24 protein-coding genes are annotated in these 25,112 nt (G+C 69.3%); 18 read left to right on the top strand and 6 right to left on the bottom strand.

The genetic code is table 11. The annotated features are described in order from the left end of the window. The gene (locus ACO0LV_RS12640) at positions 1-1,662 is read right to left on the bottom strand and encodes an ABC transporter substrate-binding protein (RefSeq protein ID WP_424788263.1); all 1,662 of its coding nucleotides are present in this window, start codon (positions 1,660-1,662) and stop codon (positions 1-3) included. Positions 1,663-1,809: 147 nt separating this feature from the next. Then, positions 1,810-3,231, bottom strand: a complete 1,422-nt coding sequence (locus ACO0LV_RS12635) for a serine hydrolase domain-containing protein (protein WP_424788262.1) — start codon at positions 3,229-3,231, stop codon at positions 1,810-1,812. A gap of 196 nt (positions 3,232-3,427) precedes the next feature. Here ACO0LV_RS12635 and ACO0LV_RS12630 point away from each other — a divergent pair, with 196 nt between their 5' ends. Continuing rightward, positions 3,428-4,015, top strand: a complete 588-nt coding sequence (locus ACO0LV_RS12630) for a TetR/AcrR family transcriptional regulator (RefSeq protein ID WP_424788261.1) — start codon at positions 3,428-3,430, stop codon at positions 4,013-4,015. A gap of 2 nt (positions 4,016-4,017) precedes the next feature. On the opposite strand, the gene ACO0LV_RS12625 is transcribed toward ACO0LV_RS12630, so the two are convergent. Beyond that, a complete protein-coding gene (locus ACO0LV_RS12625) occupies positions 4,018-4,788 on the bottom strand; it encodes an ABC transporter ATP-binding protein (protein WP_424788260.1) in 771 nt (256 codons plus the stop codon). Between the two features lie 78 nt (positions 4,789-4,866). Continuing rightward, positions 4,867-6,009, bottom strand: coding sequence for an acyl-CoA dehydrogenase family protein (locus ACO0LV_RS12620; protein ID WP_424788259.1), 1,143 nt, complete (start codon positions 6,007-6,009; stop codon positions 4,867-4,869). Between the two features lie 425 nt (positions 6,010-6,434). Here ACO0LV_RS12620 and ACO0LV_RS12615 point away from each other — a divergent pair, with 425 nt between their 5' ends. The 15 genes from ACO0LV_RS12615 (at position 6,435) to ACO0LV_RS12545 (ending at position 21,289) form a co-directional block, all read left to right on the top strand. Further along, positions 6,435-8,465 carry a cytochrome c oxidase assembly protein gene (locus ACO0LV_RS12615; protein WP_424788258.1) on the top strand — a complete coding sequence of 677 codons (2,031 nt, stop codon included), beginning with the start codon at positions 6,435-6,437 and terminating at the stop codon, positions 8,463-8,465. Between the two features lie 166 nt (positions 8,466-8,631). Next, positions 8,632-8,913: an HU family DNA-binding protein gene (locus ACO0LV_RS12610; RefSeq protein WP_424788257.1), complete on the top strand. Its 282-nt coding sequence runs from the start codon at positions 8,632-8,634 to the stop codon at positions 8,911-8,913. Positions 8,914-9,172: 259 nt separating this feature from the next. Further along, positions 9,173-10,672 carry an arsenic transporter gene (locus ACO0LV_RS12605; RefSeq protein WP_424788256.1) on the top strand — a complete coding sequence of 500 codons (1,500 nt, stop codon included), beginning with the start codon at positions 9,173-9,175 and terminating at the stop codon, positions 10,670-10,672. 93 nt (positions 10,673-10,765) lie between these two features. After that, complete coding sequence (locus ACO0LV_RS12600; RefSeq protein WP_424788255.1) at positions 10,766-11,440, top strand: helix-turn-helix domain-containing protein; 675 nt, start codon at positions 10,766-10,768, stop codon at positions 11,438-11,440. A 14-nt stretch (positions 11,441-11,454) separates the two neighbouring features. Continuing rightward, positions 11,455-11,871 (top strand): arsenate reductase ArsC, encoded by a 417-nt coding sequence (locus ACO0LV_RS12595; protein ID WP_424788254.1) that lies wholly within the window; start codon positions 11,455-11,457, stop codon positions 11,869-11,871. Further along, positions 11,868-12,590, top strand: coding sequence for a three-helix bundle dimerization domain-containing protein (locus tag ACO0LV_RS12590; protein ID WP_424788253.1), 723 nt, complete (start codon positions 11,868-11,870; stop codon positions 12,588-12,590). Before ACO0LV_RS12595 ends, ACO0LV_RS12590 begins: the two co-directional genes overlap by 4 nt. Before the next feature lie 66 nt (positions 12,591-12,656). Next, a complete protein-coding gene (locus ACO0LV_RS12585; protein ID WP_424788252.1) occupies positions 12,657-12,998 on the top strand; it encodes an ArsR/SmtB family transcription factor in 342 nt (113 codons plus the stop codon). 22 nt (positions 12,999-13,020) lie between these two features. Continuing rightward, complete coding sequence (locus ACO0LV_RS12580; RefSeq protein ID WP_424788251.1) at positions 13,021-13,941, top strand: three-helix bundle dimerization domain-containing protein; 921 nt, start codon at positions 13,021-13,023, stop codon at positions 13,939-13,941. Positions 13,942-14,067: 126 nt separating this feature from the next. Further along, positions 14,068-14,976 carry a phosphate ABC transporter ATP-binding protein PstB gene (gene pstB / locus ACO0LV_RS12575; protein ID WP_424788250.1) on the top strand — a complete coding sequence of 303 codons (909 nt, stop codon included), beginning with the start codon at positions 14,068-14,070 and terminating at the stop codon, positions 14,974-14,976. A 55-nt stretch (positions 14,977-15,031) separates the two neighbouring features. Continuing rightward, the gene (gene pstS, locus ACO0LV_RS12570; RefSeq protein ID WP_424788249.1) at positions 15,032-16,183 is read left to right on the top strand and encodes a phosphate ABC transporter substrate-binding protein PstS; all 1,152 of its coding nucleotides are present in this window, start codon (positions 15,032-15,034) and stop codon (positions 16,181-16,183) included. A gap of 90 nt (positions 16,184-16,273) precedes the next feature. Then, positions 16,274-17,266: a phosphate ABC transporter permease subunit PstC gene (gene pstC / locus ACO0LV_RS12565; RefSeq protein WP_424788248.1), complete on the top strand. Its 993-nt coding sequence runs from the start codon at positions 16,274-16,276 to the stop codon at positions 17,264-17,266. Then, positions 17,263-18,192: a phosphate ABC transporter permease PstA gene (gene pstA / locus ACO0LV_RS12560; RefSeq protein ID WP_424788247.1), complete on the top strand. Its 930-nt coding sequence runs from the start codon at positions 17,263-17,265 to the stop codon at positions 18,190-18,192. Before pstC ends, pstA begins: the two co-directional genes overlap by 4 nt. After that, entirely contained in the window at positions 18,192-18,965 is a 774-nt protein-coding gene (locus ACO0LV_RS12555; protein ID WP_424788246.1) for a winged helix-turn-helix domain-containing protein, read from the top strand. The genes pstA and ACO0LV_RS12555 overlap by 1 nt, the downstream gene beginning before the upstream one ends. 132 nt (positions 18,966-19,097) lie before the next feature. After that, the gene (locus tag ACO0LV_RS12550) at positions 19,098-19,448 is read left to right on the top strand and encodes a DUF3039 domain-containing protein (RefSeq protein ID WP_424788245.1); all 351 of its coding nucleotides are present in this window, start codon (positions 19,098-19,100) and stop codon (positions 19,446-19,448) included. Between the two features lie 77 nt (positions 19,449-19,525). After that, on the top strand, positions 19,526-21,289 hold the full coding sequence (locus tag ACO0LV_RS12545; protein ID WP_424788244.1) for a DEAD/DEAH box helicase: 1,764 nt from the start codon (positions 19,526-19,528) through the stop codon (positions 21,287-21,289). A gap of 42 nt (positions 21,290-21,331) precedes the next feature. Here the strand turns inward: ACO0LV_RS12545 and ACO0LV_RS12540 are convergent, their stop codons facing one another. Next, entirely contained in the window at positions 21,332-22,465 is a 1,134-nt protein-coding gene (locus tag ACO0LV_RS12540; protein WP_424788243.1) for an FUSC family protein, read from the bottom strand. Between the two features lie 129 nt (positions 22,466-22,594). Next, the gene (locus tag ACO0LV_RS12535; RefSeq protein WP_424788242.1) at positions 22,595-23,923 is read right to left on the bottom strand and encodes a nicotinate phosphoribosyltransferase; all 1,329 of its coding nucleotides are present in this window, start codon (positions 23,921-23,923) and stop codon (positions 22,595-22,597) included. A 115-nt stretch (positions 23,924-24,038) separates the two neighbouring features. Between ACO0LV_RS12535 and clpS the strand changes: the two genes are divergently transcribed. Further along, positions 24,039-24,338, top strand: a complete 300-nt coding sequence (clpS, locus tag ACO0LV_RS12530) for an ATP-dependent Clp protease adapter ClpS (RefSeq protein ID WP_424788241.1) — start codon at positions 24,039-24,041, stop codon at positions 24,336-24,338. Further along, on the top strand, positions 24,338-25,111 hold the full coding sequence (locus ACO0LV_RS12525; RefSeq protein WP_424788240.1) for a DUF2017 domain-containing protein: 774 nt from the start codon (positions 24,338-24,340) through the stop codon (positions 25,109-25,111). The genes clpS and ACO0LV_RS12525 overlap by 1 nt, the downstream gene beginning before the upstream one ends. Position 25,112: the final 1 nt, after the last annotated feature.

Genomic DNA, 25,112 nt, shown 5'->3' with positions numbered 1-25,112 from the left:
TCAGTCCAGGCGGGCGTCGATGAAGGTGGGTGTGGCCACGGTGTCCAGCGTCCACACCCCCGAGGCTCCGTTCACCAGGAAGTGGTTCTGCTGGTCATACAACGGCAGGATGTGGAATCCCTCAAGGACCCGGGCCTGGGCCTGGGCGTACAACTCCTCACGCTCGGTCTCGTCGTCGGTGGCCACGGCCCGCTCCAGGAGTGCGTCCAGTTCCGGATCATCGACCTGGGCCAGGTTCGCGAAGTAACCCGAGGGTGCCGGGACCAGGGAGTCGGAGTGGTACAGGATCCGCAGCACGTCCGGGCCGACCTTGGTGTAGGGCGCGGTGACCGCCTCGTAGTCGTGGGCGGCCAGGTCGCCGTACCAGGTGGACAGGTCCACCGGGTTCAGGATCACCTCGAAGCCCACTGCGCGGGTGTTGGCCTGCACCTGTTCCAGCAACGACTGTTCGGCGGCCACGGACTGGTTGGTGGAGACCGGGATGCGCACGCTCAGGCGCCGGCCGTCGCGGACCCGGTAGCCGTCGTCGTCGAACTCGCTCCACCCGGCCTCGTCCAGCAGCCGTTCGGCGGCCTGGGGGTCGGTGCTGAACAAGGACTCGTCGGCGTAGGCGTAGGGCTCGATCGAGGACAGCGGGGAGAACGCCTGCTCGGCCACACCGGCGTACAGCGTGTCGATGCCCGGGCCGACGTCGGCGGCGCGGATGAATGCCTCCCGTACCCGCTCGTCGTCGAAGGGGGCCTGTCCGCCGTTGAGTTCGAGCCGGTTCACCGAGCCCGGACGGGGCGCGTCGATGTGCTCGATGTCCTCGCCCGCCCCGGCGATCGCTTCCGGTTCGGGGTTGTCGATCACGTGCACTTCCCCGGACTGCAACGCTGCGTAACGTGTGGCCGGGTCCGGGATGAACCGCCACGTGATCTGGTCCAGGTGTGCCACGCCGTCGTTGTCGGCCCGGGGCACCCCGGAGGTGTAGTCGGGGTTGCGTACCAGGGTGACGTGCTGCTGGGGCACCCACTCCTGCACGACGAATGGGCCGGTACCGACCGGCGCGGCGCAGTTGGCGTCCATCCCGCGATCGATCCCGGCCGGGGATTGCATCGCGTTCCACGGCTGGGTCAGGGACTCCAGCAACGCCGAGTCGGGCTCGGCCAGGTGGAAGCGGGCGTGATGGACATCCACCGCCTCCACCCGCTCGACCTTCTCCATCGCCAGGTAGCCGGTGGAAGAGGCCGTGTCGGGGTCCTGTACGTGCTCGACGTTGATCCGGACCGCCTCGGCATCGAAGGGGGTGTCGTCAGTGAAGGTCACACCCTCGGCGAGGGTGAAGTCCCAGGTGAGGCCGTCGTCGCTGACCTCCCAGTCGGTGGCCAGCCAGGGCAGGATGGTGCCGTCGGCGTCCCGGCCCAGCAGCGGCTCCAGGTACTGGGTACTGATCAGGGCCTGGGGGTAGTTGCCGCCCACGTGGGGGTCCAGGCAGGTGGGCTCGGCGTCCCCGGTGGCATAGATCAGGGTGCCGCCGCCGGCGGCATCCTCGGGTGTGGCCGGGTCCGGGCCGGCCCCGTCCTCGGGCTCGGTGGTGCAGGCAGCGATGGTGAGGACGACGGCGAGGCTCACCGCGGTCAGGGCCGGCCGGCCGCGAACGGGGCGGGGGAGGGTAGGCATGAGTTCCTTCACCGGGTGGGCGCGGCCGCAGGAGGCGACCCGACTTGCTGGATGGAGTCCAACAAGTCTATGGCTCTCGGGTACTGCTACTGCCCGGCCGTGATGAACCTCACCGCCACCGCGCCCCTCGTGCCGGAGCAGGTGCGCTCACGCGCCACCCGGCAGCGGACCGCGAGCCAGGTCGGAGCGGCGGGCCAGGAACGCCTGCGTCGGCCATGCTTGGGCGCCGCCGATCCACACCGAGGTGATCTGGTCGTCGTCGTCCCGCTCGTAGCGCACTTGTTCGCCCACGGGACCGAACCCGGAGGCGCTCTCGATCTGCAGGGAGTTCGCACCGGTGGGAGTGACCTGCAGGTAGGCCTCGGTGGGGTCGGGGTTGCTCGGAGTGAGCAGGTACAACCGGTCGCCGGCGCGAGCCACGTCGGTCACGCCCCACAGACTGGCGAACCGTCCGACGTAGCGGTCCAGGTCCACCTCCGGGCCGGGGGCGGACGCGGGTGCGGGCGGGGGGTTCAGGGCCAACTCGATCAGCCGCACGATGCCGGTGGCCAGCGCGTCGGCCGGTCCGTCGATGGCGTTGGTGAGCACGCTGACCACGATCTGATCGGTCGCGTCGATGTAGGTGCGGGTGATCTGACCCGGGTAGCCACCGGCGTGGCCGGCCAGGTCCCGATCGCCCAGCCGGCGCAGGCTCATACCCACCCCGTACCGGGCGGTAGGAGTGCCCGGGCCCTCGATCACCGACTCCAGGCGCTGCATCACGCGTTTGGAGGCATCGGTCAGGAGCGCGTCCGAGCCCAGGAAGTGGGCTGCGCCGTAGGTGGTCACATCCGCGGCCGTGGAGTAGAAGCCGGTTGCCGGACCGAAGGCACGGGAGTCCACGTGGGTGATCGGCTCGCGCTGATCCGACCCGTGCAGCAGCGCGGTGTGGCCGTGGACGAAGTCCGCCGCCCGAGCCGGATCGAACTCCGGGCCGGTGCCGGCCAACCCGAGCCGATCGATCACGTGTTCGCGGACGTAGTCGGCGTAGCCGGACCCGGAGGCGGCCTCGATCACCAATCCGAGCAGGGAGTAGGAGACGTTGGAGTACTTGAAGTGTTCGTTGCGCTGGTAGGTCAGGGCCTCATCGGTGGCCAACCGCAACAGTCCGGCGCGGTCGGGGAAGGGGGTGAGTCGCTGCCAGAATCCCTTGTCCCTGCCGTCGCGGATGATCCCACCCTGGTGGCCGAGCGCCTCCCGGACCGTGACCACTGCGATCGGGGCGTCGGCGAGTTCGGGGATGTGCTCGCCCAGCGGGTCGTCCAACCGCAACCGCCCGGCCTCGACCAACTGCATGATCGCCGTGGCGGTGAAGGTCTTGGAATGGGAGGCGATCCGGAACAGGTGACCAGTGGTCAGTTCCTCCCCGGTGCTGGTGTCGGCCACTCCCCATGCGGTGTTGAGCACGAGCTCCTCCCCGACGCGCACCGCCGCCTGGATCCCGGGTACCCGGGCGTGGGCGCCCTGGAAGGCCAGCCACTGCTCGAGATAGTGGGCCAGGGCTCGGATGGTCTCGGTTCGGGCGTGCATCGGACTCCTTCGCCGGTAATGGATTTCGGTGCCGACGCTATCGTCCCCAGTCGTCCCTGACCCGGAGCCGCGCGGGCCTCGGCGCACCGGCAGCGAGGTCGAACGGGCAGGCTCGCACCGCCCGCGCCTCCGTCTCGCGCAGTGAGCGTGCGCGGACGCGGGTTGCCGTCCCGGGACTTCTTCGTACGATGGTTCTATGACCCCGCCGCGCCGCTCCGGTCGGCCCAGGGCTTCCTCCTGGGCCGTGCTCGAGGAGGCCGCCGGGGAACTGTTCCTGGAGCGAGGCTACGCGCGCACCTCCGTGGTGGACATCACGCGCCGGGCCGGGGTCTCCCGGAACACCTTCTTCAACTACTTCACCACCAAGTCCGACCTGCTCTGGACCGCCTTCGACTCAACCTTCGGGGAACTGGCGGATGCGCTGGTGCGCACCCGCGGCGCGGACCTGGATGAGGTGGTCCGGCACGCCCTGCTCGAACTCGCTGCGGAGCTTCCTCCGGAGAACGTGGCGCTGGCGTACGGTCAGGCCGAGCCGATGGGACTGGATGAGGAACTGCGCCACGCGGCGTCCTTGCGGGTGGGAACGGTCGGTTCGGTGATTCGCAGGCATGCCGTGGAGGCCGGGGTGGAAGGAGTCCGCGCAGAGGTTGCCGGGACCGCCTACGCCGGAGCACTCATCGCGGCGATCGGGGCGTGGTCCAGGGCGGGTGCCTCCCGGCACTCACTGCCGGAGATCCTCACCGAGGCCTGGGAGCCACTGGTAGGACTGCTCAGGTCGGCCTGATCTCAGGGCCGGAACGCCTGGTTCGCCAGCGGCGCAGCCTCGGCCAGGTCCCGTACTGCCGGGTGGTCGGAGGTGGCCAGCACCTCGCGTAACGGGCCGAACGCCACGAACGAGCCCTCGGCCAGGATGAGCACGTTCGGGCACATCCGCTCCACCAGTTCCAAGTCGTGTGAGAGCAGCAACACCCCGGTGCGCAGTTCGGTGACCAACTCGCCGATCTGCGCGGCCATCTCCAGGCGGGCCGCCGGGTGCACAGCGGTGAGGGGTTCGTCCAGGAACAGGATCTCCGGACGGGTGGCCAGCGCCTTGGCCAGGGCCACCCGCTGACGTTCCCCGCCGGAGAGGGTGATCATCGAGCGGCTCTCGAACCTGTTCGGCAGGCCGACCGTGGCGAGCAACTCCTCCACCGAGGTGGCGTGCGTGCGCCCGGCCTTGCGTGCCTCTGCCAGGGCCCCTTTGAGTACCCGGCCGGCGGTGATCTTGGGGTCGGAGATGGTCATCGAGTACTGCGACACCGCCCGCACCGCACCGTTGAACCGCTTCTTGTCCTTGCGGGACAGGCGGTGCACGTTGCGACCGTCCCAGGTGACCTGCCCGGTGTCGGGTCTCAGCGCGCCCAGCAAGGTCTGCACCAGGGTGGTCTTTCCCGCTCCGGACGGGCCGACCACTCCCAGCGGGGGAAGTCCCGGCTCGAGTGTCAGATCGACCCCGTTCAGGACCGGCACTCCGGGGTAACTGACGTTCAGGCCGGTGGCGTGCAGGGTTGCGGACACTTCGGGTGGACTCCTTGGGTGGTGAACGTTTCCTTCCGCATCGTATCCGGCGCGGCCGGCGCGCCCGAGGTGGTGCGCTCAGTCCGGGACGGGACCGAGCAGGTGGGTGGCCATCGTCTGGTGGGCCGAGTCTTCCGAGGAGGGATGGAAGATGCCGGCCAGCACGTCGCGGTACAGCCGGGACAACTCGTGGCGGCGGAAGTAGGAGGCGCCGCCGGCGGCCCGCACGGCGTGTTCCACCACGTCCTTGGCGACCTGCGTGGTCCGCACCTTCAACGAGGAGAGTTTGGCGAACCACGCCGGACCGTGCTCGACCTGCTCGTCCACATCCCTGGCCAGCGCCAGTAGTTGCGTCCTGGCACCCTCCAGGGCGATTCCGGCCGCCGCGATCCGGCGCCGCGGGTCGGGCAGGTGCGCGAGCGTCGTGCCGTCGTGCTGCATCGAGGTACGGGCGCGCACGGCTTCGATCGCCAGGTCCAGGGCGCGCTGGGCGATCCCGACGTACACCGAAGAGGTGAGGATCTCGAACGAGGAGAAGATCCCGAAGATCAACGGGTCGGGGTTGGGCCCGGGGTCCAGGCGGCGCACCACCCGATCTGCTGCGGCGCGGGCCCCGTCGAGCACGGTGGTGTGGGACTGGGTGGCGCGCATGCCCATGGTGTCCCAGTCGTCCTTGGTCGCTACGCCCGAACGGGTGATGAAGGCGTAGACGCTCTTGGGCGCATCGGGGGAGGTGTGATCGCTGCCGAAGGTGCCCAGCCGGGTCCACACCGGCGCCAGGGAGGTGAAGATCTTGGTGCCATGAAAGGTGTAGCCGCCCTCGCCGTCGGGCCGTGCCTCGGTGCGCGAACCGAACAGCACCAGGTCATTGCCAGGCTCGGAGATACCGAAGGCGAGCACCTCCCCCTCGGCGGCCTCCCGCACCACGAACTCCAGCGCGTCGTCGCCGCGGTCGGCCATCACCCGGGCCACCGCGAGCCAGACGTGGTGCATGTTCACGGCCAACGCGGTGGCGCCCGAGGCCCCGGCCAGGCGCATCTGTTCGCCGACCATCTGGGCCAGGGAGAGGCCCGAGCCGCCCAGGTCCACCGGCACCAGGGAGCGTAAGTAGCCGGCACCGGCGAGCTCGTCGAAGTCCTCGATGGGGAACTCGTTGCGTTCGTCGTACCCGGCGGCGCGCTCGCGGATCCGCTCCAACAACTCCTCGGTCAACACGCTCATCGTCCACCTCCGGTTGGGTTCGCCTCGCGTCGAGCCTAATCACCGACCTGTCGTGCCGCCCCCTGCGGGCCGACGGACCGGCCCTCCGCTGTGGCCCACGGGACCCACCAACTCGGGACCCGGCCGGCCGGTCGTACACTAGGGACCAACCCGGCGAACCCGGCGAGGTCCCTCGATCCGACGACGGCGCTGCGCGCCGCCCGGGGGATGCGCCGTCGAACTCGGGCGATCCAGCCCCGGCTGGACGGGCGTTCCGTCCGTGCCAGGAGACCGGGTCGTTCGGCCCGGCCCCACAGCCTTCCTACCAGAGCAGTCCGAGGTGAACACAGGTGCCAGCGGTTTCTGACGCCACGCGAACCGGGTCACCGGCCACGCAGGGTCGGCGACGGCTAGGCGGCCGGCGTGGCTACCTCGCCTTGATCGGCGTGGCATTGGTGGTAGCGGTGGCCGTGAGTCTGCTCGCCCTGACCACGACCGGTGAGTTGGTTGCCCAGGCGCTGCTGGACCCCGGGGCCGGCGTGCGGTACGGGCTCCCGGTCTCCCGGGCCGTCCATGACATCGCCGCCGCGGCGACGGTCGGTACCGCGGTGCTGGCCGCCTTCGCCCTGCCCGGGAATCCGGACCACCGCGGCGTCTCCGGCTTCCACCAGTGGCGCCTGGCCCGCTGGGGCGCCCTGGCCGCCGGGTGCTGGGCACTGGCCGGATTGGGTCTCCTCGTTCTCACCACCGCCCACACCATCGGTATGCCCCTGACCGACCCGGGGCTGTTCGGCCAGGTGGTCTTCTTCGCCACCGAGCTGCAGGCCGGTCGAACCCGGGTGCTATCGGTGGCCCTGGTGCTGGTGACGGTGGTGTTGCTGGCCTTCCCCAGCCGCATCGGCCGGTTGGGGTGGGCCGGCGGGCTGAGCATCGCGGCATTGCTCCCGCTGGCGCTCTCCGGGCACGCCGCCGGCGCCGATGAACATGCCAACGCCGTCAACAGTCTCGGCGTACACCTCATCGGGGTGACCATATGGGTCGGAGGGTTGCTTGCGCTGTGCGTGCTGGCGCCGCGCCTGGGCAGGCACCTGCGCCCGGTGACGCTGCGTTACTCCCGGCTGGCCCTGGTGGCGTTCGCCGCGGTTGCGCTCTCCGGTGTGGTCAACGGACTGCTGCGGCTGCAGGGCCCGGAGGATCTGTTCGCCCATCCCTACGGCCGGCTGCTGCTGGTCAAGATCGCGGCGCTGGCTGTGCTCGGCACGGCCGGCTGGGTGCAGCGGCAACGGATCCTCCCCTCCCTGGACGGGCCCACGGGCACGCGCCGGTTCGTGCGTCTGGCGGCCGGTGAGATCGTGGTGATGGCCCTGACGGTGGGGGTCTCCGTGGCACTGTCGGCAAGTGCCCCGCCGGTGCCCCAGGAGCGGGTCACCTACGACGTCCAGCATGCGCTGCTGGGCTTCGCCCCGCCCCCGCCGGTCTCGCCGGTGAACCTTCTCACCCAGGTGCAACCTGACTGGATGCTGATCGCCGCGGTGCTGCTCGCCTCGATCCTGTACCTGCGGGGGGTGCGCATCCTGACGCGACGCTCGGTGACCTGGCCGATCCACCGCACGATCTGCTGGCTCCTGGCGATGGTGCTGCTGGTCTTCTCCACCAGCGGCGGGCTGGGCGTGTACGGGCGGCTGCAGTTCAGCACCCACATGCTCCAGCACATGAGCCTGATGATGGTGATCCCGTTGCTGTTGGTACTCGGGGCGCCGGTGCTGCTGGCGCTGCGGGCGTTGCCGGTGCGGCGCGACGGCTCCCGGGGCGTGCGCGAGTGGCTGTTGGTGATACTGCAGTCCCGGTACGGCCACTTCATCACCCGGCCGGTGGTCGCGGGAGTGATCTTCGCCGGGAGCCTGATCGCCTTCTACTTCACCGGCTGGTTCGAGTGGGCGCTGCGCGATCACGGCGGTCACGTGGTGATGCAGGCGCACTTCCTGCTGACCGGGTACGTGTTCTTCTGGGTGCTGATCGGCGTGGACCCCGGTCCACGGAAACCGCCGCATCTGGTCCGGCTGCTGGTGCTGTTGGTGACGATGGTCTTCCACGCCTTCTTCGGCATCTCGGTGATGGCCCTCAGTTACGTCCTCGCCGAGGACTGGTGGAACCAGCTGGGCTTCACCGACACGGAGGCGCTGCTGGCCGACCAATCCATCGGTGGGGCGATCGCCTGGGGCGCCGGTGAGTTCCCGGTGATCATCGCCGCCCTGGTCCTGGCCGCACAGTGGCTGCGCTCGGATGAGCGTCAGGCCCGCCGACTGGATGAGCGAGCCGTGCGCGACGGCGACCGGGAATTGCACGACTACAACGACTACCTGCGCCGATTGCACGCCCAGGACGAAGCAGGTTCCGCGGCTGGTTCTGGCACTGCCACCGCCCTGGGGGGCGATTCGCCGCCCGGAGCCGCGGACGGCGCCAAGGGTCGTTACTGATGTGACACATGTGAATATTGTGATTGATGTGGAGATTGAACTCGAAAGAATCGGCGAAATCTCGCTGAAAACGAGCGTGTTGGTGCCGATTGCCCCATCGGAGTCGTAGTGTCGTCACGGCGCTACCCAGACGGGTTGCGATCAAGATCGATGAGAGGGAACTTACGTGTCCGTCAACCGCACTGACCTCGTAGCTGCAATTGCCGAGAAGTCTGGACTGAACAAGTCCCAGGCTGACGCCGCCCTGGGTGCCTTCCAGGAGGTTCTGGTGGAGTCCCTGGGCAAGGGTGAGCCCGTCAAGGTCACCGGCCTGCTGAGCGTGGAGCGCGTCGAGCGCGCTGCCCGCACCGGCCGTAACCCCCGCACCGGTGAAGAGATCGAGATCCCCGCCGGATACGGCGTGAAGGTCTCTGCCGGCTCGGTCCTGAAGAAGGCCGTCGCCAAGTGACCCACTCCGCTCGGGTCTGACCCGAGCGGGCCACGAAGGGGCGCGAAGACCGGATGCGGTCTTCGCGCCCCTTCTTTGTCGGCCGGAATCGGTACCCGGGGGCGAGGGTGCACGCTACAGATTGACGCCTATCGATGGGTCGTGCCATGCTGCGCGGTGTTTGATCGATGGTTGTCAATGTGAAGGCGACCGTGCGCTGACAAGAAGGGCTCGACGCGCCATGTCCACGACGACGAACCTGCACGGGCAGGTGTGAGGCGTGCTGCTTGCGCTGGTCATCTTCGCCGTCACCCTTGTCCTGGTGATCTGGCAGCCGAGAGGGTTGGGCATCGGGTGGAGCGCCCTGGGCGGCGCCGTGGTGGCACTTCTGGCCGGGGTGGTCCATCTCAGTGACGTCTCCGTGGTGTGGGGCATCGTGTGGAACGCCACGTTGACCTTCGTCGCCATCATCATCATCTGCTCGATCCTGGACGAGGCGGGCTTCTTCGAGTGGTCTGCCCTGCACGTGGCCCGCTGGGCACGGGGCAGCGGTAGTGCGTTGTTCAACCTCATCGTCGTACTCGGCGCGGCGGTCGCGGCGGTATTCGCCAACGACGGCGCCGCCCTGACCCTGACCCCGATCGTGTTCGGGATGATCATGGCGTTGAAGTTCTCGCCGAAGGTCGCCTTCGGGCTCGTGATCGCCACCGGCTTCATCGCCGACACCGCCAGTCTGCCCTTCGTCGTGTCCAACCTGGTCAACATCGTCATTGCCGACTACTTCGGAATCGGCTTCGCTCGGTACGCCCTGGTCATGGTGCCGGTGGCGCTCGTCTCGGTCGCCGCGAGCCTGGGGATGCTGCGGTTGTTCTTCCGCAAGGACATTCCGGGTCGGTATGACCCCAGCGCGTTGCGGCATCCGGCCGAGGCGGTGGGCGATCCGACGACGTTCCGAGCCGGCGTCGTCGTGCTGGTGATCGTGCTGATCGGCTACTTCGCTGCCGATGCCGTCGGCATGCCGGTTGCCGCCGTGGCCGGGCCCGGCGCGTTGGTGCTTGCGCTGATCGCAGCCCGCCGGCCACGGGCGTTGTTCCGCCGGGTCGGTGCCCGGGCACGCCCGTCGGGCCAGGACGAGGACCTCGCCGCAGTCCCGGCGACCGATGCCCACGTGCAGGACGCCGGGGACGAGCGGCAGGAGGGGACGGCGCCGGCCGTGACGGACCTTGCCCGGTTCGGTCAGGGCGGGGCCGGACTGAGCCGGACGGCGCCGCTCACCTCGGCCGAACCTGCGATCGCGGTGTGGTCGGTGGTGCGGGGCGCCCCGTGGCAGATCGTGCTGTTCAGCCTGGGTATGTACCTGGTGGTCTATGGGCTGCGCAATCAAGGCCTCACCGACCACCTGGGGGAGTTGTTGGCGGCGATAGCCCAGCATGGCGACCTGGCCACGGCCACCGGTACCGGTTTCCTGGTGGCCGGGATGTCGTCGGTGATGAACAACATGCCCACCACCCTGATCGCCGCCCTGGGCATCGAATCAGCCGGGGCTACCGGGCTGACCGAACAGATGATGGTCTACGCGGCCGTGATCGGGGCGGATCTGGGGCCGAAGATCACCCCGATCGGATCCCTGGCGACGCTGCTGTGGTTGTCGGTCCTTGATCGCAAGGGCATGCACATCGGATGGGGAACCTACTTCAAGATCGGGATCGTGCTCACGATCCCGGTACTGGCCGTCACGCTGCTCGCACTTGCCGGGTGGTTGACGATCCTCGGCGCCTGAGACCCCTGACGGTAGGGCCTGGCCATCCGGCAGCCAGGCCTCCCGGGGCGGCGCGGGTTGACACCGTCGCATTACTCAATCACTATTGACTCAATGAGTGATGAGGGAAGTTCGATCGAGCGGCGAGCCCGGTTGCACGCCGCCCTCGCCGACCCAGCACGGCTGCGGATCCTCGACGTGTTGGCCCTGGGCGATGCCTCGCCCTCCGAACTCGCTGAGACCCTGGGTGCGCCGTCGAACCTCGTGGCCCACCATCTCGGTGTGCTGGAGCGTGAAGGGGTGCTGAGCCGGAAGAAGTCCGAGGCCGATCGACGACGCAGTTACGTCCAGATCGTGCCCGGGTCGTTGGACGAACTCACGCCCTGGGACCATCGCCGGGTCGTGCGGGTGGTGTTCGTGTGCACCCGAAACTCCGCTCGCTCCCACCTCGCCGCCGCACTGTGGCGCGTCGCGAGCCAGGTTCCGGTGATCTCGGCCGGTACCCACCCGGCTGACCGGATCTCCCGCGGGGCCATCGACGTCGCCCGCCGTCACGGCCTGGACCTGCCCCTGGTGCGGCCCCGGCACCTCAGCGACGTGCTGGCGGAGGGTGACCTGCTCATCAGCGTCTGCGACCGGGCCCACGAGGAACTGGCCTTGCCCATCGACATCCACTGGTCGGTTCCCGACCCCGTCACCCGCGGGGACGACGGCGCGTTCGACGAAGCGCTCGATGAACTCACGCGCAGGGTCCAAACTCTCGCGCCCCGACTGTCCCCGATGCCCTAGAAGGAGATCACCAGATGGCTCACCCTCCCAGCGTCCTGTTCGTCTGCGTCCACAATGCCGGTCGTTCCCAGATGGCCGCGGGTCTACTCACCGCCCTATCCGCAGGGCGGGTGGAGGTGCGGTCGGCCGGTTCGGCGCCGAAGGGCCAGATCAACCCCGTTGCCGTGGAGGCGATGAAGGAGCTCGGCATCGATATCTCCGCCAATGAGCCCAAGATTCTCACCCCCGATGCGGTGCAGTCCTCCGACGTGGTGGTCACGATGGGCTGCGGGGATGCCTGCCCCTACTTCCCGGGGGTTCGGTACGAGGACTGGGAGCTGGAGGACCCTGCGGGCAAGGACATCGAGACCGTCCGCCGGGTACGTGACGACATCCAGATCCGGGTCCAGAAACTACTGACGGAGTTGCTGCCCGCGGCGGCAGCGCGATGACCTCCGCGGGCGTCGACGGCCGCGCCCCGCATGAGGCTCACCCCCGGGACGACACAGCCGTCCCGGCGGTGCGGAGCGAGGGCGGGGGGTTGTCGGGACTGCTCCGCCCCGACCGGGTCCTGGACCGGATCGCGCAAGATCTTGCGGAACGGTTCGGCAGTGTGTTCAGTCCCGAGACGGTCGACCGTTACGTGGTGGAGTCTCATGCCGCACTAGCGCGGACGTCGAGGGTCACCACCCACCTGCCGGCCCTGACGGCACGGTTCGCCGCGGACCGGTTGCACGCCCTGGCCCGGGCCGAGGCAGTGGTGCCGCGCGATGTGCTCGAGGTGCTGTTCGTCTGCGTCCAGAACGCCGGGCGTTCCCAGATGGCGGCCGGTCTGCTCAACCGGCGTGCGGCCGGCCGGGTGCGCGTGCGTTCAGCGGGTTCCGCGCCGGAGGAAGCGATCCACCCGAGCGTGGTGGCCGCGATGGCCGAGGTGGGCGTCGACCTCACCACGGAGTTCCCCAAGCCGCTGACCGACGAGGTGGTGCGAGCCGCCGACGTCGTGATCGCGATGGGCTGCGGAGATGCCTGCCCGGTCTATCCGGGCAAGCGATACGAGCACTGGCTCCTGGAAGACCCGGCGGAGGCCACGGTCGAGGAGGCCCGGCGGATCCGGGACGTGGTCGACGCCCACGTGCGCCGACTCATGACCGAACTGCTCCTGGAGCCCTGATGGCCTGCGGCCCCACCGATGTACCCCCGCCGATCCGGCGCGGCGCCGGGGCTAGGATGTCGTGCCATGACCCCCGCCCCGGCTCGGCGCCCCGCGGATGCCGAGCCGGCACCTGCGGCGTTGCAGCCGGCGATGAGCCGCGAGGAGGCGGAGAGCACGGCCGGCCTGCTGAAGGTCGTCTCCACTCCGACCCGGTTGCAACTGCTGAGCCTGATCCACCACAGCCCAACCGGCGAAGCGTGCGTCACCGACCTCGCCGCGGCTCTGAAACTCCGGCAGCCGACGATCACCTACCACCTCAAGGTCCTCGCCGAGGCCGGGATCATCACACGCACTCCCCGCGGCCGGCGCGTCTGGTGCTCGATCGTCCCGGAGCGGTTGGCCGCCATCGGGGACCTGCTGAGGTAGTCGGCTCCGTCAGGAGCAATGGGTGACCCGGCTGCGCGCACGTCGGCTCGCGGTCATGGCCGACCCGGCACGTGTGCAATTGCTCGACCTCATCCTGCACCGGTGGGACGTCACGGCGCTGACGTTGGCCGGCCCCCAGATGGACGTCGCCGCGGTGCAGGCTCATCTGGACGCGATGGCCGACGTCGGGCTGCTGGAGCCTCGTCGGCTCCAGGGATGGGAGCGTTCCTACGCGCCGACTGCCGATGCCCTGGCCATGTTCGGCGGGCAGGTACTGGACCGGCGGGAGGACCGGAGGGCACGCCCGGTGCCACGCCTGACCGGGCTGGTCGAGGCACTCGCGCGGGACTTCCAGGGCGTCTTCGCCAGGGAAACGATCGAGCAGTTCGTGGTGGATAGTCACGCACTCCTGGCCGCCCGGGCCAGCGTCCGGGCCCACCTTCCGGTCCTGACTGCCCGGTTCGCGGCCGATCGTCTGGCCGCACTGGCCCGGGCAGAAGGGCGCATTCGGCGCACGAGCACCGACGTCCTGTTCGTCTGCGTGCGCAATGCCGGACGGTCCCAGATCGCCGCAGCCATCCTGCGCAGCCGCGCCGGACCGCACGTGCGGGTGCGGACCGCCGGCTCATTGCCCGGGGCCCGGATCAACCCGCCCGTCGCCACGCTGCTGGAACGTCGTGGTCACGCCACCGTCAATGAGTTCCCCAAGCCGCTGACCGAGGAGGTGGTCCGCGCCTCCGACTACGTCATCACGATGGGGTGCGGAGACGCCTGTCCGCTGCACCCAGGGCCGACCTACCTGGACTGGCAGGTGCTCGATCCATCCGGCCAGCAGGAGTCCGTCATCGAGGCGATCATCGACGAGGTCACGCACCGTGTCGAAGGCCTGCTGCGGACCCTGTCCGGACCCGCGGCAACGGCGGGCACGCGCGGCAAAGCATAGAGGTACGTCGATGTTGTGCCGGAAGTCGGCCCTCGTTCACCCGGGATTCACATAGAGGGGCTTCTATGTGTCTCGACGCCGTGGTTGCAGCCCGCGGCCACTCACCTCGAGACGAACGGAGACCCTATGGCGCACCGGCCAGCGCCGACCCCGACCGACCAGCGCCCTGAGATCGACCAGCGGCCTGAGATCCAGATCGAGTTCGGCCGTGATCACACCCCGGCGAGTCGTGGGAACACACCGCCAGAAGAGTTCGAGGCTCCTGTCTTCGAACTGGATGATGCCTCGGTCAGTTACGGGTCTTTCACGGCCATCAAAGACGTCAGTATGACCATCCCGCGGCGCGAGATCACCGCGCTGATCGGGCCCAGCGGCTGCGGGAAATCCACCCTGCTGCGCTCATTGAACCGGATGAACGACCTCATCCCCGGCGCCGGCATCGGTGGATCCTTCCGCTACAACGGCGAGGACATCTACGCCCCCGGCGTCGACCCGGTCGAGGTGCGCCGGCGGATCGGGATGGTCTTCCAGAAGCCGAATCCGTTCCCGAAGTCGATCTACGACAACGTCGCCTTCGGGCCACGCCTGAACGGTCACCGGGGCAGGATGGACGACCTCGTGGAGGAAGCGTTGCGCAAGGCGTTCCTGTGGAATGAGGTGAAGGACAAGCTCAAGGACTCCGGGTTCTCCCTGTCCGGGGGGCAGCAACAACGGCTGTGCATCGCCCGCGCGATCGCGGTGAGCCCCGACGTCATCCTCATGGACGAGCCCTGTTCGGCGCTCGACCCGATCGCCACTCTGCGCATCGAAGACCTCATGCGCAAGATGCGCGACGAGTACACGATCGTCATCGTCACGCACAACATGCAGCAGGCGGCCCGGGTCTCGGACCGCACCGCATTCCTCACGGTCGACATCGACGACGAGGCCGGCGAGCGGAGCGGCGCGCTCGTCGAGTACGACCTGACCAGCACGATCTTCGCCAACGCGTCCGACCAACGGACCGAGGACTACATCACCGGCCGCTTCGGCTGACCGAGTCCACTTCCCGGACCGACCCACACCCACCCCCAAGGAGACGGAAGACACCATGACCAGCACCACCCTCACCAAGCCACGGGCGGCCTCCGCGGCAGCCATTACCGCACTCGCGCTCGTGCTCGCATCCTGCGCAGGTAGCCAGGGCCCGGCCGACGCCGCCCCGGGTGACGACGCAGAGCCGGCCGAGGAGATCAGCGCCGACGACCCCGACGACGACTCGGCGAGCGCCGGCCTGAGCGGCGAACTGGAAGGAGCCGGTGCGAGTTTCCCCAACCCGGTCTTCCAGGACTGGGCCTTCGAGTACTCCAGCGAGGTCGAGACCGGGGTGCAGATCAACTACCAGTCGATCGGCTCGGGCGGTGGGATCGAACAGTTCCTGCAGCAGACCATCGACTTCGGTTCCTCCGAGCGCTACCTGCGCGACGAGGACCTCGAGGCCGGGGCCGCGGCACGTGGCTGCGCGGCCATTCAGTTTCCGGTGCTCTTCGGTGCGGTGACGCTCGCATTCGGCGACGACGAGATGGAGGGCCTGGTCCTGGACGCAGAGACGATCGCGGGCATCTTCCAGCGGGAGATCACCCACTACGACGCCCCGGAGATCGCCGAGCTCAACCCCGACCGCGATCTGCCGAACACCGAGATCATCCCGGTACACCGTTCCGACGGTTCCGGGACCACCTCGGTGTTCACCACCTACCTCGAGGACGCCGCACCGAACTGGACGCTCGGTTCGGGCACCGAGGTGCAGTGGCCGGCTGAGACCCTCGGCGGCCAGGGTAACGAGGGCGTCACCGCAGGAATCGAGCAGAACCCCGGTGGTATCGGCTACGTGAACCAGGCTTACGCCATCGTCAACGACCTCGCTACAGCGGCGGTGGTGAACGAAGACGGACATGCGGTTCAGGCCACCCTGGAGGCCACCACTGAGGCCCTCGAGGTGCTGGAGATCCCGGACAGTTTCCAGTTCGACATCCTTGGAGTCGGGGGAGAAGGCTTCCCCATCGTCGGCGCCAACTGGATCTTTGCCTGGGAATGCGGGTATGACGACGACACCGCCGAGATGCTCAAGCACTACTGGACCTGGGCCACCCAGGACCAGGTGGCCATCGACCTGGCCCGGGACCTCGCCTACGCGCCGCTCGGCGACGGACTGCGCCCCCGGGTGCAGGAGGTCATCGACCTCATCAACAGCCAGGAGTAGACCGGGTCGCAGGGCGGGCCGCAGCCACGCCCGCCCTGCCCCCGATCTTCACCACCGACCCTCAGTTCCTGATGAGCAGATCGGCCACCAATGACTGCGACCAAGCCACCCGGGCGTAGTGCACTGCACAGCCACGGGGCCGGGCGGTACTCCGACCGGATCTTCACCGCGTTCCTGGCGCTTGCCGGCGCCAGTGTGCTGCTCGTGCTCGGGGCGATGCTGCTGCGCACTGTCTTCGACGCCTACCCGGTCTTCGTCTACCAGGGCTTCTTCGAGTTCGTCCTCGGGCCGGAGTGGCACGCCGGGTTCGCGCGTCACGAGTTCACCGGGACCTACGGTGCGATGCCGTTCATCCTCGGCACGTTGTACACCTCGGCGATCGCGGTCGCGATCGCACTTCCGCTGGCGATCTGCGTGTCACTGTTCATCACCTTCTACGCCAGCAGGAGGTTCCGCTCCCTGCTGTCCTACAGCGTGGAGATCCTCGCCGCGGTGCCCTCGATCATCTTCGGCCTGTGGGGCCTGCTCTGGTTCGTGCCGAACGTGTTGCACCCGATCTCCCGGGCGATCAACACCACTCTCGGCTCGGTGTTCCCCTTCGTCGGCGGTTCGGTACCGAACACCAACTACTTCCACGCCGGGGTCGTGCTGGCGATCATGATCCTGCCGATCATCACCGCGATCACCCGCGAGGTGATGGCCGCCACCCCACCGGAGGAGGTCCACGCCGCCTACGGGCTCGGGGCGACCAAGAGCGAGGTGCTCGGAAGGATCGTGCTGCCCCGATCCTTCGGAGGCATCGTCGGAGCGACGATGCTGGGTCTGGGCCGCGCACTGGGGGAGACGATCGCGGTGCTGATGCTCATCGGAGGTTCACAACAAGCCGGGTCCAGGCTGTTCTTTCCCGGGGACTCTCTTGCCGCCCACATCGCTGCGACGTTCCAGGACGCCTCACCCGAGACGCTGACGGCGTTGATGGGGATCGGCGTCGTGCTGTTCCTGTTGACCATGGTCGTGAACGTCCTTGCACGTCTGATCGTGTGGCGATTCGCCCGGACCGCTTCTGCTGGAGATGCCCTGTGACGCACACCCTGACCCGTCCGAACGAGAAGTCCGGGCCCTCTGCCCCCGCACCTCTCACGTCCCGGACCGGCAACGGCAGACGCCGCAAGCGTTTCGATGCGGCTACCCGGGTCGTGTTGACGTTCCTGATGGTGTTGGCCGCGATCCCCCTGCTACTCATCATCATCGAGGTGGTTCGGATGGGGGCCGGGGTGATCTCCTGGGAGTTCTTCACCGAACGGGAGCACCCGCCGGCACGGGAGGGCGGCGGGTACGCCGCCGGCTTCATCGGCACCGGGATCATCATGCTGATGGCGATCGGCATCTCGGTACCGCTCGGCCTGGCCGCCGCGGTCTATCTGGTCGACTACGGCACAGGGTCGTTCGCCACCCTGATCCGTTTCGTCACCGACGTCATGACAGGTATCCCGTCGGTGTTCATCGGGTTGGCCGTCTACGCGATCCTGGTGCTGGGTACCGGACAGGTGGTCGGCTTCGGGGCGTTCACCGGCGCGGTCGCGATCGCGATCGTGATGCTGCCCATCGTGGTGCGCTCCTGCGAGGAGGTGCTCAAGACCGTCTCAGCGGACATCCGCCGCGGATCCTTTGCGCTGGGTGCGCGCAAGTGGCAGACCACCACCCGTGTGGTCCTGCCGGCTGCCGCCCCGGGCCTGACCACCAGCGTGATGCTCGCCATCGCCCGCGGCGCGGGGGAGACCGCCCCGCTCATCCTGACCGCATTCGGCAACGTCAACATCGTCTACGCCGCCTACAACGTGGCGATCAGCGCCGTGCCGTTGCAGATCTACAACGGCGCCCGCCAACCGTTCGATCCGGGGATCGAACGGGCCTGGGGTGGGGCGCTGGCCCTGCTGGTGGTGGTCCTGGTGCTCACCGTCGTCGCCCGGTACGTCGGAGCACGCGCCTCGAAAGCCCATCGCGTGTGATGGTCGCTGCCCACGTTGCCCCGGACCCGGCGACCGACCGGGCTACCGAGGTTCGCTACCTGGACACTCTGCGCACCTGGCAGCGGCAGGGGCAGGTCAACTCGGTGTCGTTCCTCGACCCCGGGCTCGACTGCGAGGCACCGATCATCAAGGATCTGCGCGGAATCGGCCTCGCGGTCGCGGTGCACGCCGAACCGCACCGAGCGCTGCTCGCCTGCGGCCGTGACCAACCCGACGTCCTGGTGCTCTCCACGGCCGTGCCCACGGCAGAGGCGATCGGTGCGGTGAGCGCGATCCGGGACGAACTGGGCACACCGGTACTGCTCGCACTCGGGACGGATGAGACCGAGGCCGCCTCGCCGATCATCTTCGCCGGCGCCAGACCCATCCTGGAGCACCCCTACCGGCTCGCCTCGGTTCTGACCGCACTCGCCGGGATCGAGGGGAGCACACGGACCACGCGGCCCCTCGAACTCGGCCCCCTGTGGCTCGACCCGGCCGCGATCGAGGCCCAGGTACACGGCCGCGTGGTCCGCCTCAGCCTGAGGGAGTTCAGGCTGCTGTACGCCCTCGCGGGCCGTGCCGATGAGGTGATCGGCACCGCGGACCTGATCAGCATCGTGGGGCCGGGACGTGGCGGCGTCCCGGTGGCGCTCACCCCGATGGTGAAGCGGGTGCGTGAGAAGCTGGTGCGCGCGGGTGTCGACCCGGTGGAGAACGTCCGCGGGCTCGGTTACCGGCTGGCCGTAGCACGGCTGTCGTCTGCGCCCTGAACCGCTGGACACCGGGTCAGGCGCGGGGCGGACGCTTCGGGTGCGATGCGGAGAGGACGAAGAGGCAGGCATCGGCCACGACGGGAGGGCGGGGTGGTGGAGCCCGGTTGAGCGGGCTCGTACACTGGGGGCATGACCGAGCAGAATCCGCCGACGCAGCCACAGGAGACCGAACGCCTCTCCGGTGGCGCTACCTCGACAGACGTGCTGGAGCGCGAGGAGGTCCGGGACAAGACCGACGCCGGTGATTCCGAGCGGTACTCCCATTACGTACGTAAGGACAAGGTGACCGCCTCGGCTGTCTCCGGTGGGCCGGTCGTGGCGCTGTGCGGGAAGGTCTGGACCCCCAGCAGGGATCCGAAGAAGTACCCGATCTGCCCAGCGTGCAAGGAGATCTACGAGACGATGGGCGCCGGGGGCGACGGGGACGATCCGGGTTCGGGCAAGGGCCGGGGCTTCTTCGGCTTCGGCTCCAAGAAGTGACCGGCGGGCATCACCAGGCCGCCCCTCCTCACCATCCACAGCACGACGCGGGTCCCGTTCGCACCGGGTCGGCCGACGTGCCGGGGTCGACTGCGGCCGCCTCCCACCTGCCTCCGGCCTACCCCGACCGCGCTGCGTGGGGAACAGCGGAGCGGCTGCGTGCGTGGCAGGCCGCGGCGTTGGACACCTACCTGCGTGATCAGCCTCGCGACTTCCTCGCCGTGGCCACGCCCGGGGCCGGTAAGACCACCTTCGCGCTGCGTGTGGCCACTGAGTTGCTGCAGCAGCGCGTGGTGCGCCGGATCGCGGTGGTCGCTCCCACCGAACACCTGAAGACCCAGTGGGCCGATGCTGCCAGGCGGGTCGGCATCGCCCTGGACCCCACCTTCCGTAACTCGCAGGGCCGTCACGGCGCCCAGTTCGACGGGGTGGCCCTGACCTACGCCCAGGTGGCCGCGAACGCCGCTCTGCACCGGGCCCGCACCGAGGCGGCGAGCACGCTGGTGATACTGGATGAGGTCCACCACGGCGGGGACGCGTTGTCCTGGGGCGATGCGATGCGGGAGGCGTTCGAGCCTGCCACCCGGCGCTTGTCGCTGACCGGCACCCCGTTCCGCTCCGACACCGCAGCCATCCCGTTCGTGGACTACGAACCCGGACCCGACGGCATTCGACGCTCCCGGGCCGATCACACCTACGGCTACGGCGACGCGCTGCGCGACGGTGTGGTGCGCCCGGTGCTGTTCCTGTCCTACTCCGGGCAGATGCGCTGGCGCACCCGCACCGGAGAGGAAGTCAGCGCCCGGCTCGGGGAGGCCGCCACCAAGGACATCACCGCCCAGGCCTGGCGGACCGCCCTGGATGAGCACGGGGAATGGATCCCTGCGGTGCTGGCCGCTGCGGACCGGCGCCTGACCGAAGTGCGCCGGCACGTCCCGGACGCCGGCGGGCTGGTCATCGCCACCGACCAGACCAAGGCCCGCGCCTATGCGGAGCAGTTGCGTCAGATCGCCGGCGAGAAGCCGGTGGTGGTGCTCTCCGACGACGCCGGGGCATCGGGGCGGATCGAGGAGTACGCCACCGGCGACCAGCGGTGGATGGTGGCGGTGCGGATGGTGTCCGAAGGGGTGGACGTGCCCCGCCTGGCCGTGGGGGTCTACGCCACTGCCACCGCGACCCCGCTGTTCTTCGCCCAGGCGGTGGGCCGCTTCGTGCGGGCCCGGCGGCGCGGGGAGACCGCTTCGATCTTCCTGCCCTCGGTCCCGGTGCTGCTGGCGTTGGCGGGTGAACTTGAGACCGAGCGCGACCATGCCCTGGACCGGCCGGTGGCCCAGGGTGAGGAGGTCTGGCTCGACGACGACGCGCTCGCCGGAGCGAACCGCACCGAGCAGGCCTCCGATGAGCAGATGCTGCCCGGCTTCGCCGCCCTGGACGCCCAGGCCTCCTTCGACAAGGTGCTCTTCGACGGCGGTGAGTTCGGCACCGGCGGGGACCTGGGATCGGATGAGGAGCAGGACTTCCTCGGACTGCCGGGGCTGTTGGATGCCGATCAGGTGGCCACGTTGTTGCGCAGCCGCCAGGCCGAGCAGCTCGGCCGGCACAAGGCCCCGCGCGCCGGCGCATCGGCTACCGACGTGGTCGACCATCGCCGGCTGACCGAGTTGCGCAAGGAACTCAACGCGCTGGTCAGCGCCTGGGCGCGGCGCAGCGGCACTCCGCACGGAGTGGTGCACACCCGGCTGCGTGAGCACACCGGCGGCGGGGAGGTGGCCCGCGCCAGCGCCGAGCACCTGCAGGCACGCATCGCCAAGGTGCGCGCCTGGTTCGTCGGCCGGCGCTGACCGGGTGCCGCAGCAACGGACGCACCCACGGCACCGTCTCGATCAGACCCGCGGATTCGGGCGGTCGGCCTGCCTGGCCTCCCTGGCCGAGGCGACGTCGTCGACGATCACCGCGATGTGCTCCATGCTGGTGATCAACGAGCCGTACACGGGCCAGTCGGCCCCGGGCAGCTGCCCACCCTCGGTCAGCCGCCCGGCCAGTGCCCGGAGCCGGTCGTGCACCGGTTCCACCTGGGCGTCGGGATCCTGGATTGACCGGCCGGCATCACGCACGATCGCCACCCAGGCCTGCCGGAACATGTCATCCCAGCGGCTCTCCGCGATCGTGGCCTCACGTAGCGTCCGGGCCAGATGCCGCAGATGGGAGACTCCCTCACCGGTCCGTTCCAGGAGCTCCTCGTAGGAGGTTGGCTGCCCGGCTCGAGCCCGGTCCTTGCGCCGCTCCCGCACACGGGGCCGCGCCGGGGCCAGCAACCGCGGGTTGGCGCGGCGGCTCTCCCGGGCGAAGGACACCCACTGCGAGGCGTGCTCGACCTCGGCGGTGATCGAGACCGTCTCGCTGACCCAGGCGTCGGCGCGCGCGGTGTCCCAGGACGTCTCCAGCTCCTCGGCGATCTCGATGAGCACCTGGCCCATACGGCGGTTCACGCTGTCCACGTACCGGGCGGCCCGCCCCTCCCAGAGCGGTGGCACGAGCACCAGGTTCACCACCAGGCCGACAGCCACCCCGAGGGCCACCTCGAGCAGACGATCGTCGAGCAGGGGAGCCTGCTCGCCGAAGCCACTACCGAGCACGAAGATGGCGGTGGTGGCGATGGCCACGCCCTCATCCCTGAGCCAGCGCAGACGGGCAGCCACAAGCCCCACCAACAGCGCCAGCCCGAACGTCCAGAGCGTGACTCCGAGGTAGGCGCCGATCACGAACGACAACCCGATGCCGACCGCGGAGGCGACCATCGTCTGCAGGCCCCGGCTCAGGGACCGGTAGATGGTCGCGTGCACGGTGAGCAACGCGATCCACGGAGCCAGGAACGGGAGTTCGGTCTCGAAGACCGCCACGGCCAACCACCAGGCCGCTGTGGCCGCGATGGTGCTCTTGAGCACCTGGATCCCGGTAGTCACGAACTCCGGGGAGCGCACCCTGTTGACGATGCGGCGCCACCCTCGACCCTTCACGGTCCCCTCCTGTCTGCTGCTCGGGCCCTGCCGTCGCGCGCCCTGGGAGGCTTGTCCGCGCTCGAGGGTATGTCACCCACGGCCGGGCCCGCGCGTTGAGACACGGCGCCCCATCGGACCGGAGGGCGCTCAGAGCATCTGGTGCACCGTCTCCAGGGCCGGGTCGCCGGCGGACAGCCGCCGCGCGTAGGGGGAGAGCTCGGCCCGTGCGGCTCGGTGCCGTTCGGCGGCGTTGCGCACACCCTGGGCGCCGGTGAAACGGGCCTCCACCTCGCCGTCGAGCACCAGGGGCACCTGCAGGACGCGCAGATCCTCCTCGGCCGGCACCCACTGCGCCCCAGCCCCGGCCACCACGACCTCTTGTGCGGCACGCCCGGCAGGGTCCAGGCGCCTGGCCGCGTTCTTGCGCCCACCCACACTGGTCTTGGCCGAGGAGGCCTTCTCCACCGGCTCCATCTGGCCGCTCGCGCCCTCGCGGGACACCAGTTTGTACACCATCCCGCAGGTGGGTGCACCCGATCCGGTCACCACCGAGGTACCGACCCCGTAGGAATCCACCGGCGCCGCCGCCAGAGAGGCGATCGCGTGCTCGTCCAGATCCGAGGACACCACGATCTTGGTGCCGGCCGCACCGAGGGAGTCCAGTTGCTCGCGCACCTCCCGGGCCACCACGCCCAGGTCGCCGGAGTCCAACCGCACCGCGTCCAGTTCGAGGCCGGCGGCCCTGATCGCCCGGCGCACACCTTCGGTGATGTCGTAGGTGTCCACCAGCAGGGTGGTGTGCGGGCCGTAGGCGGCGACCTGCGCCGCGAAGGCGGCCGGCTCGTCGTCGTGCAGCAGGGTGAAGGAGTGGGCGGCGGTCCCGATCGTCTCCAGCCCGTACCGCCGTCCGGCCTCCAGGTTGGAGGTGCTGGTGAACCCGCCCACCACCGAGGCCCGCGCGGCCGCGACCGCGGCCTGTTCGTGGGCGCGCCGCGACCCCATCTCCAGGCATGGGCGCGAGCCGGCGGCCGAGGTCATCCGGGAGGCCGCGGAGGCCACCGCGGAGTCGTAGTTGAGCACCGACAGCGCCAGGGTCTCCAGCAGTACCCCCTCGGCGAAGGTGGACTCCACCACCAGCACCGGGGAGCCGGGGAAGAAGACCTCGCCCTCCGCGTACCCGTAGATGCTCCCGGTAAAGCGGTAGTTCGCCAGGTAGTCCAGCATCTGGGTGTTCACGACGTCCTCATCGCGCAGGTGCTCCAGTTCGGCGTCGGTGAACCGGAAGTCGGCCAGCGCCTCCAGGAACCTACCCGTACCGGCCAGGACCCCGTAGCGGCGCCCCGGCGGTAGCCGACGGGTGAACACCTCGAACACGCAACGACGCTCCGCCGTCCCGTTCGCCAGGGCGGCCTGGACCATGGTGAGTTCGTACCGGTCGGTCAGCAACGCCGTGCTAGGGGAGTGCGGTTGCGTCATAGCCTCCGACCCTACTGACATCACCGCGGCAGGAACACCGGGTGCGTCCGCGCCCGGGTTGACCCCCGGAGGCCACCGGATGGGCTGCTCGGCGAACGGGGCCTACCCTGGTGGCATGACCGCAATGCCGGACACCGACATCAACCCCGATGTGGGCACCGGCGCGCGCACCGAACTGGACAAGGTCTGGCGCACCATCGTGTGGAACGACCCGGTGAACCTGATGAGTTACGTGGCCTACGTGTTCCGGTCCTACTTCGGCTACTCCGAGCAGAAGGCCACCGAGTTGATGCTCCAGGTCCACCATGAGGGCAAGGCGGTCGTGGCCTCCGGGGCGCGGGAGAAGATGGAGGCGCACGTGCAGGCCATGCACTCCTACGGCCTGTGGGCGACGCTGGACCAGGAGGGGGCCTGATGCGCGCGTTCGTACGCCGTCGTGGCCGTTATGTGGCCGAACTCGACCCAACCGAACGTTCCATCCTGGCTGGGGTGATCGCCGACACCGCCACACTGCTGGGCGACCCTCCCCGGGACCTGGCACCCGGCGGCCCCGGGCAGGAGGCCGACGACGGGGCTCACCACGGCCCTGCCGGTCCCGATGCCGGTGCCGGACCGGGAACGGACGAGGGGTCCCACCCGGATTCCGCAGCGGTCTCCGGCGGTGGCGGGAGCGCGGCCGCGAACGGGCCGGAGGATGCCGGAGCCACGGGGGATGAGGACGACGCGGCCGAGGGTATGGAGGAGCAGCTGGCCCGACTCGGCCAGGACGTGCCCGAGCCCGCCGATCCGGCCCTGGCCCGGCTGCTGCCCGCGGCCAGCCGTGACGATCCCGAACTGGCCGCAGAGTTCCGTCGCCTTACCCAGGATGAGTTGCGCAACGACAAGATCGCCCGGCTGCGGATGGTCTGGGCGGCGCTGCGTGCCCCGGGCACCAAACTCACCGTGCCGCCGGAGGAGGCGATGGACTGGGCGGCCGCGATGACCGACGTGCGCCTGGTGCTGTCCGAGCGGCTGGGGATACGCTCCGATGCCGACGCCGAGGAGATCTACGCGCTGTCCACCACATCGGGCCGGCCCGGCAGCAGCGAGGAGGAGGATCTGCGGCTGGCACTGGCGAGTGTGTACTCGGCTTTCACCTGGTTGCAGGAGTCCCTGGTCCAGGTGATGTTGCCTACACTCCAGGACTGAC

This window comes from Pseudactinotalea sp. Z1739 (genome assembly GCF_049725055.1).
Classification (GTDB): Bacteria; Actinomycetota; Actinomycetes; order Actinomycetales; family Beutenbergiaceae; genus CALKWS01.
The sequence above is the reverse complement of the archived record's forward strand: the minus strand, read 5'-3'. Positions and strand labels throughout refer to the sequence as shown.

Bases quoted from the DNA above. Each gene is read 5' to 3' on its own strand.
- pstC (WP_424788248.1), top strand. From the start codon at position 16,274: ATGACTGCGACCAAGCCACCCGGGCGTAGTGCACTGCACAGCCACGGG.
- clpS (WP_424788241.1), top strand. From the start codon at position 24,039: ATGACCGCAATGCCGGACACCGACATCAACCCCGATGTGGGCACCGGC.
- ACO0LV_RS12525 (WP_424788240.1), top strand. From the start codon at position 24,338: ATGCGCGCGTTCGTACGCCGTCGTGGCCGTTATGTGGCCGAACTCGAC.
- ACO0LV_RS12630 (WP_424788261.1), top strand. From the start codon at position 3,428: ATGACCCCGCCGCGCCGCTCCGGTCGGCCCAGGGCTTCCTCCTGGGCC.
- pstB (WP_424788250.1), top strand. From the start codon at position 14,068: ATGGCGCACCGGCCAGCGCCGACCCCGACCGACCAGCGCCCTGAGATC.
- ACO0LV_RS12620 (WP_424788259.1), bottom strand. From the start codon at position 6,009: ATGAGCGTGTTGACCGAGGAGTTGTTGGAGCGGATCCGCGAGCGCGCC.
- ACO0LV_RS12635 (WP_424788262.1), bottom strand. From the start codon at position 3,231: ATGCACGCCCGAACCGAGACCATCCGAGCCCTGGCCCACTATCTCGAG.
- ACO0LV_RS12590 (WP_424788253.1), top strand. From the start codon at position 11,868: ATGACCTCCGCGGGCGTCGACGGCCGCGCCCCGCATGAGGCTCACCCC.
- ACO0LV_RS12595 (WP_424788254.1), top strand. From the start codon at position 11,455: ATGGCTCACCCTCCCAGCGTCCTGTTCGTCTGCGTCCACAATGCCGGT.
- ACO0LV_RS12640 (WP_424788263.1), bottom strand. From the start codon at position 1,662: ATGCCTACCCTCCCCCGCCCCGTTCGCGGCCGGCCGGCCCTGACCGCG.
- ACO0LV_RS12535 (WP_424788242.1), bottom strand. From the start codon at position 23,923: ATGACGCAACCGCACTCCCCTAGCACGGCGTTGCTGACCGACCGGTAC.
- ACO0LV_RS12585 (WP_424788252.1), top strand. From the start codon at position 12,657: ATGACCCCCGCCCCGGCTCGGCGCCCCGCGGATGCCGAGCCGGCACCT.
- ACO0LV_RS12555 (WP_424788246.1), top strand. From the start codon at position 18,192: ATGGTCGCTGCCCACGTTGCCCCGGACCCGGCGACCGACCGGGCTACC.
- pstS (WP_424788249.1), top strand. From the start codon at position 15,032: ATGACCAGCACCACCCTCACCAAGCCACGGGCGGCCTCCGCGGCAGCC.
- ACO0LV_RS12600 (WP_424788255.1), top strand. From the start codon at position 10,766: ATGAGTGATGAGGGAAGTTCGATCGAGCGGCGAGCCCGGTTGCACGCC.
- ACO0LV_RS12550 (WP_424788245.1), top strand. From the start codon at position 19,098: ATGACCGAGCAGAATCCGCCGACGCAGCCACAGGAGACCGAACGCCTC.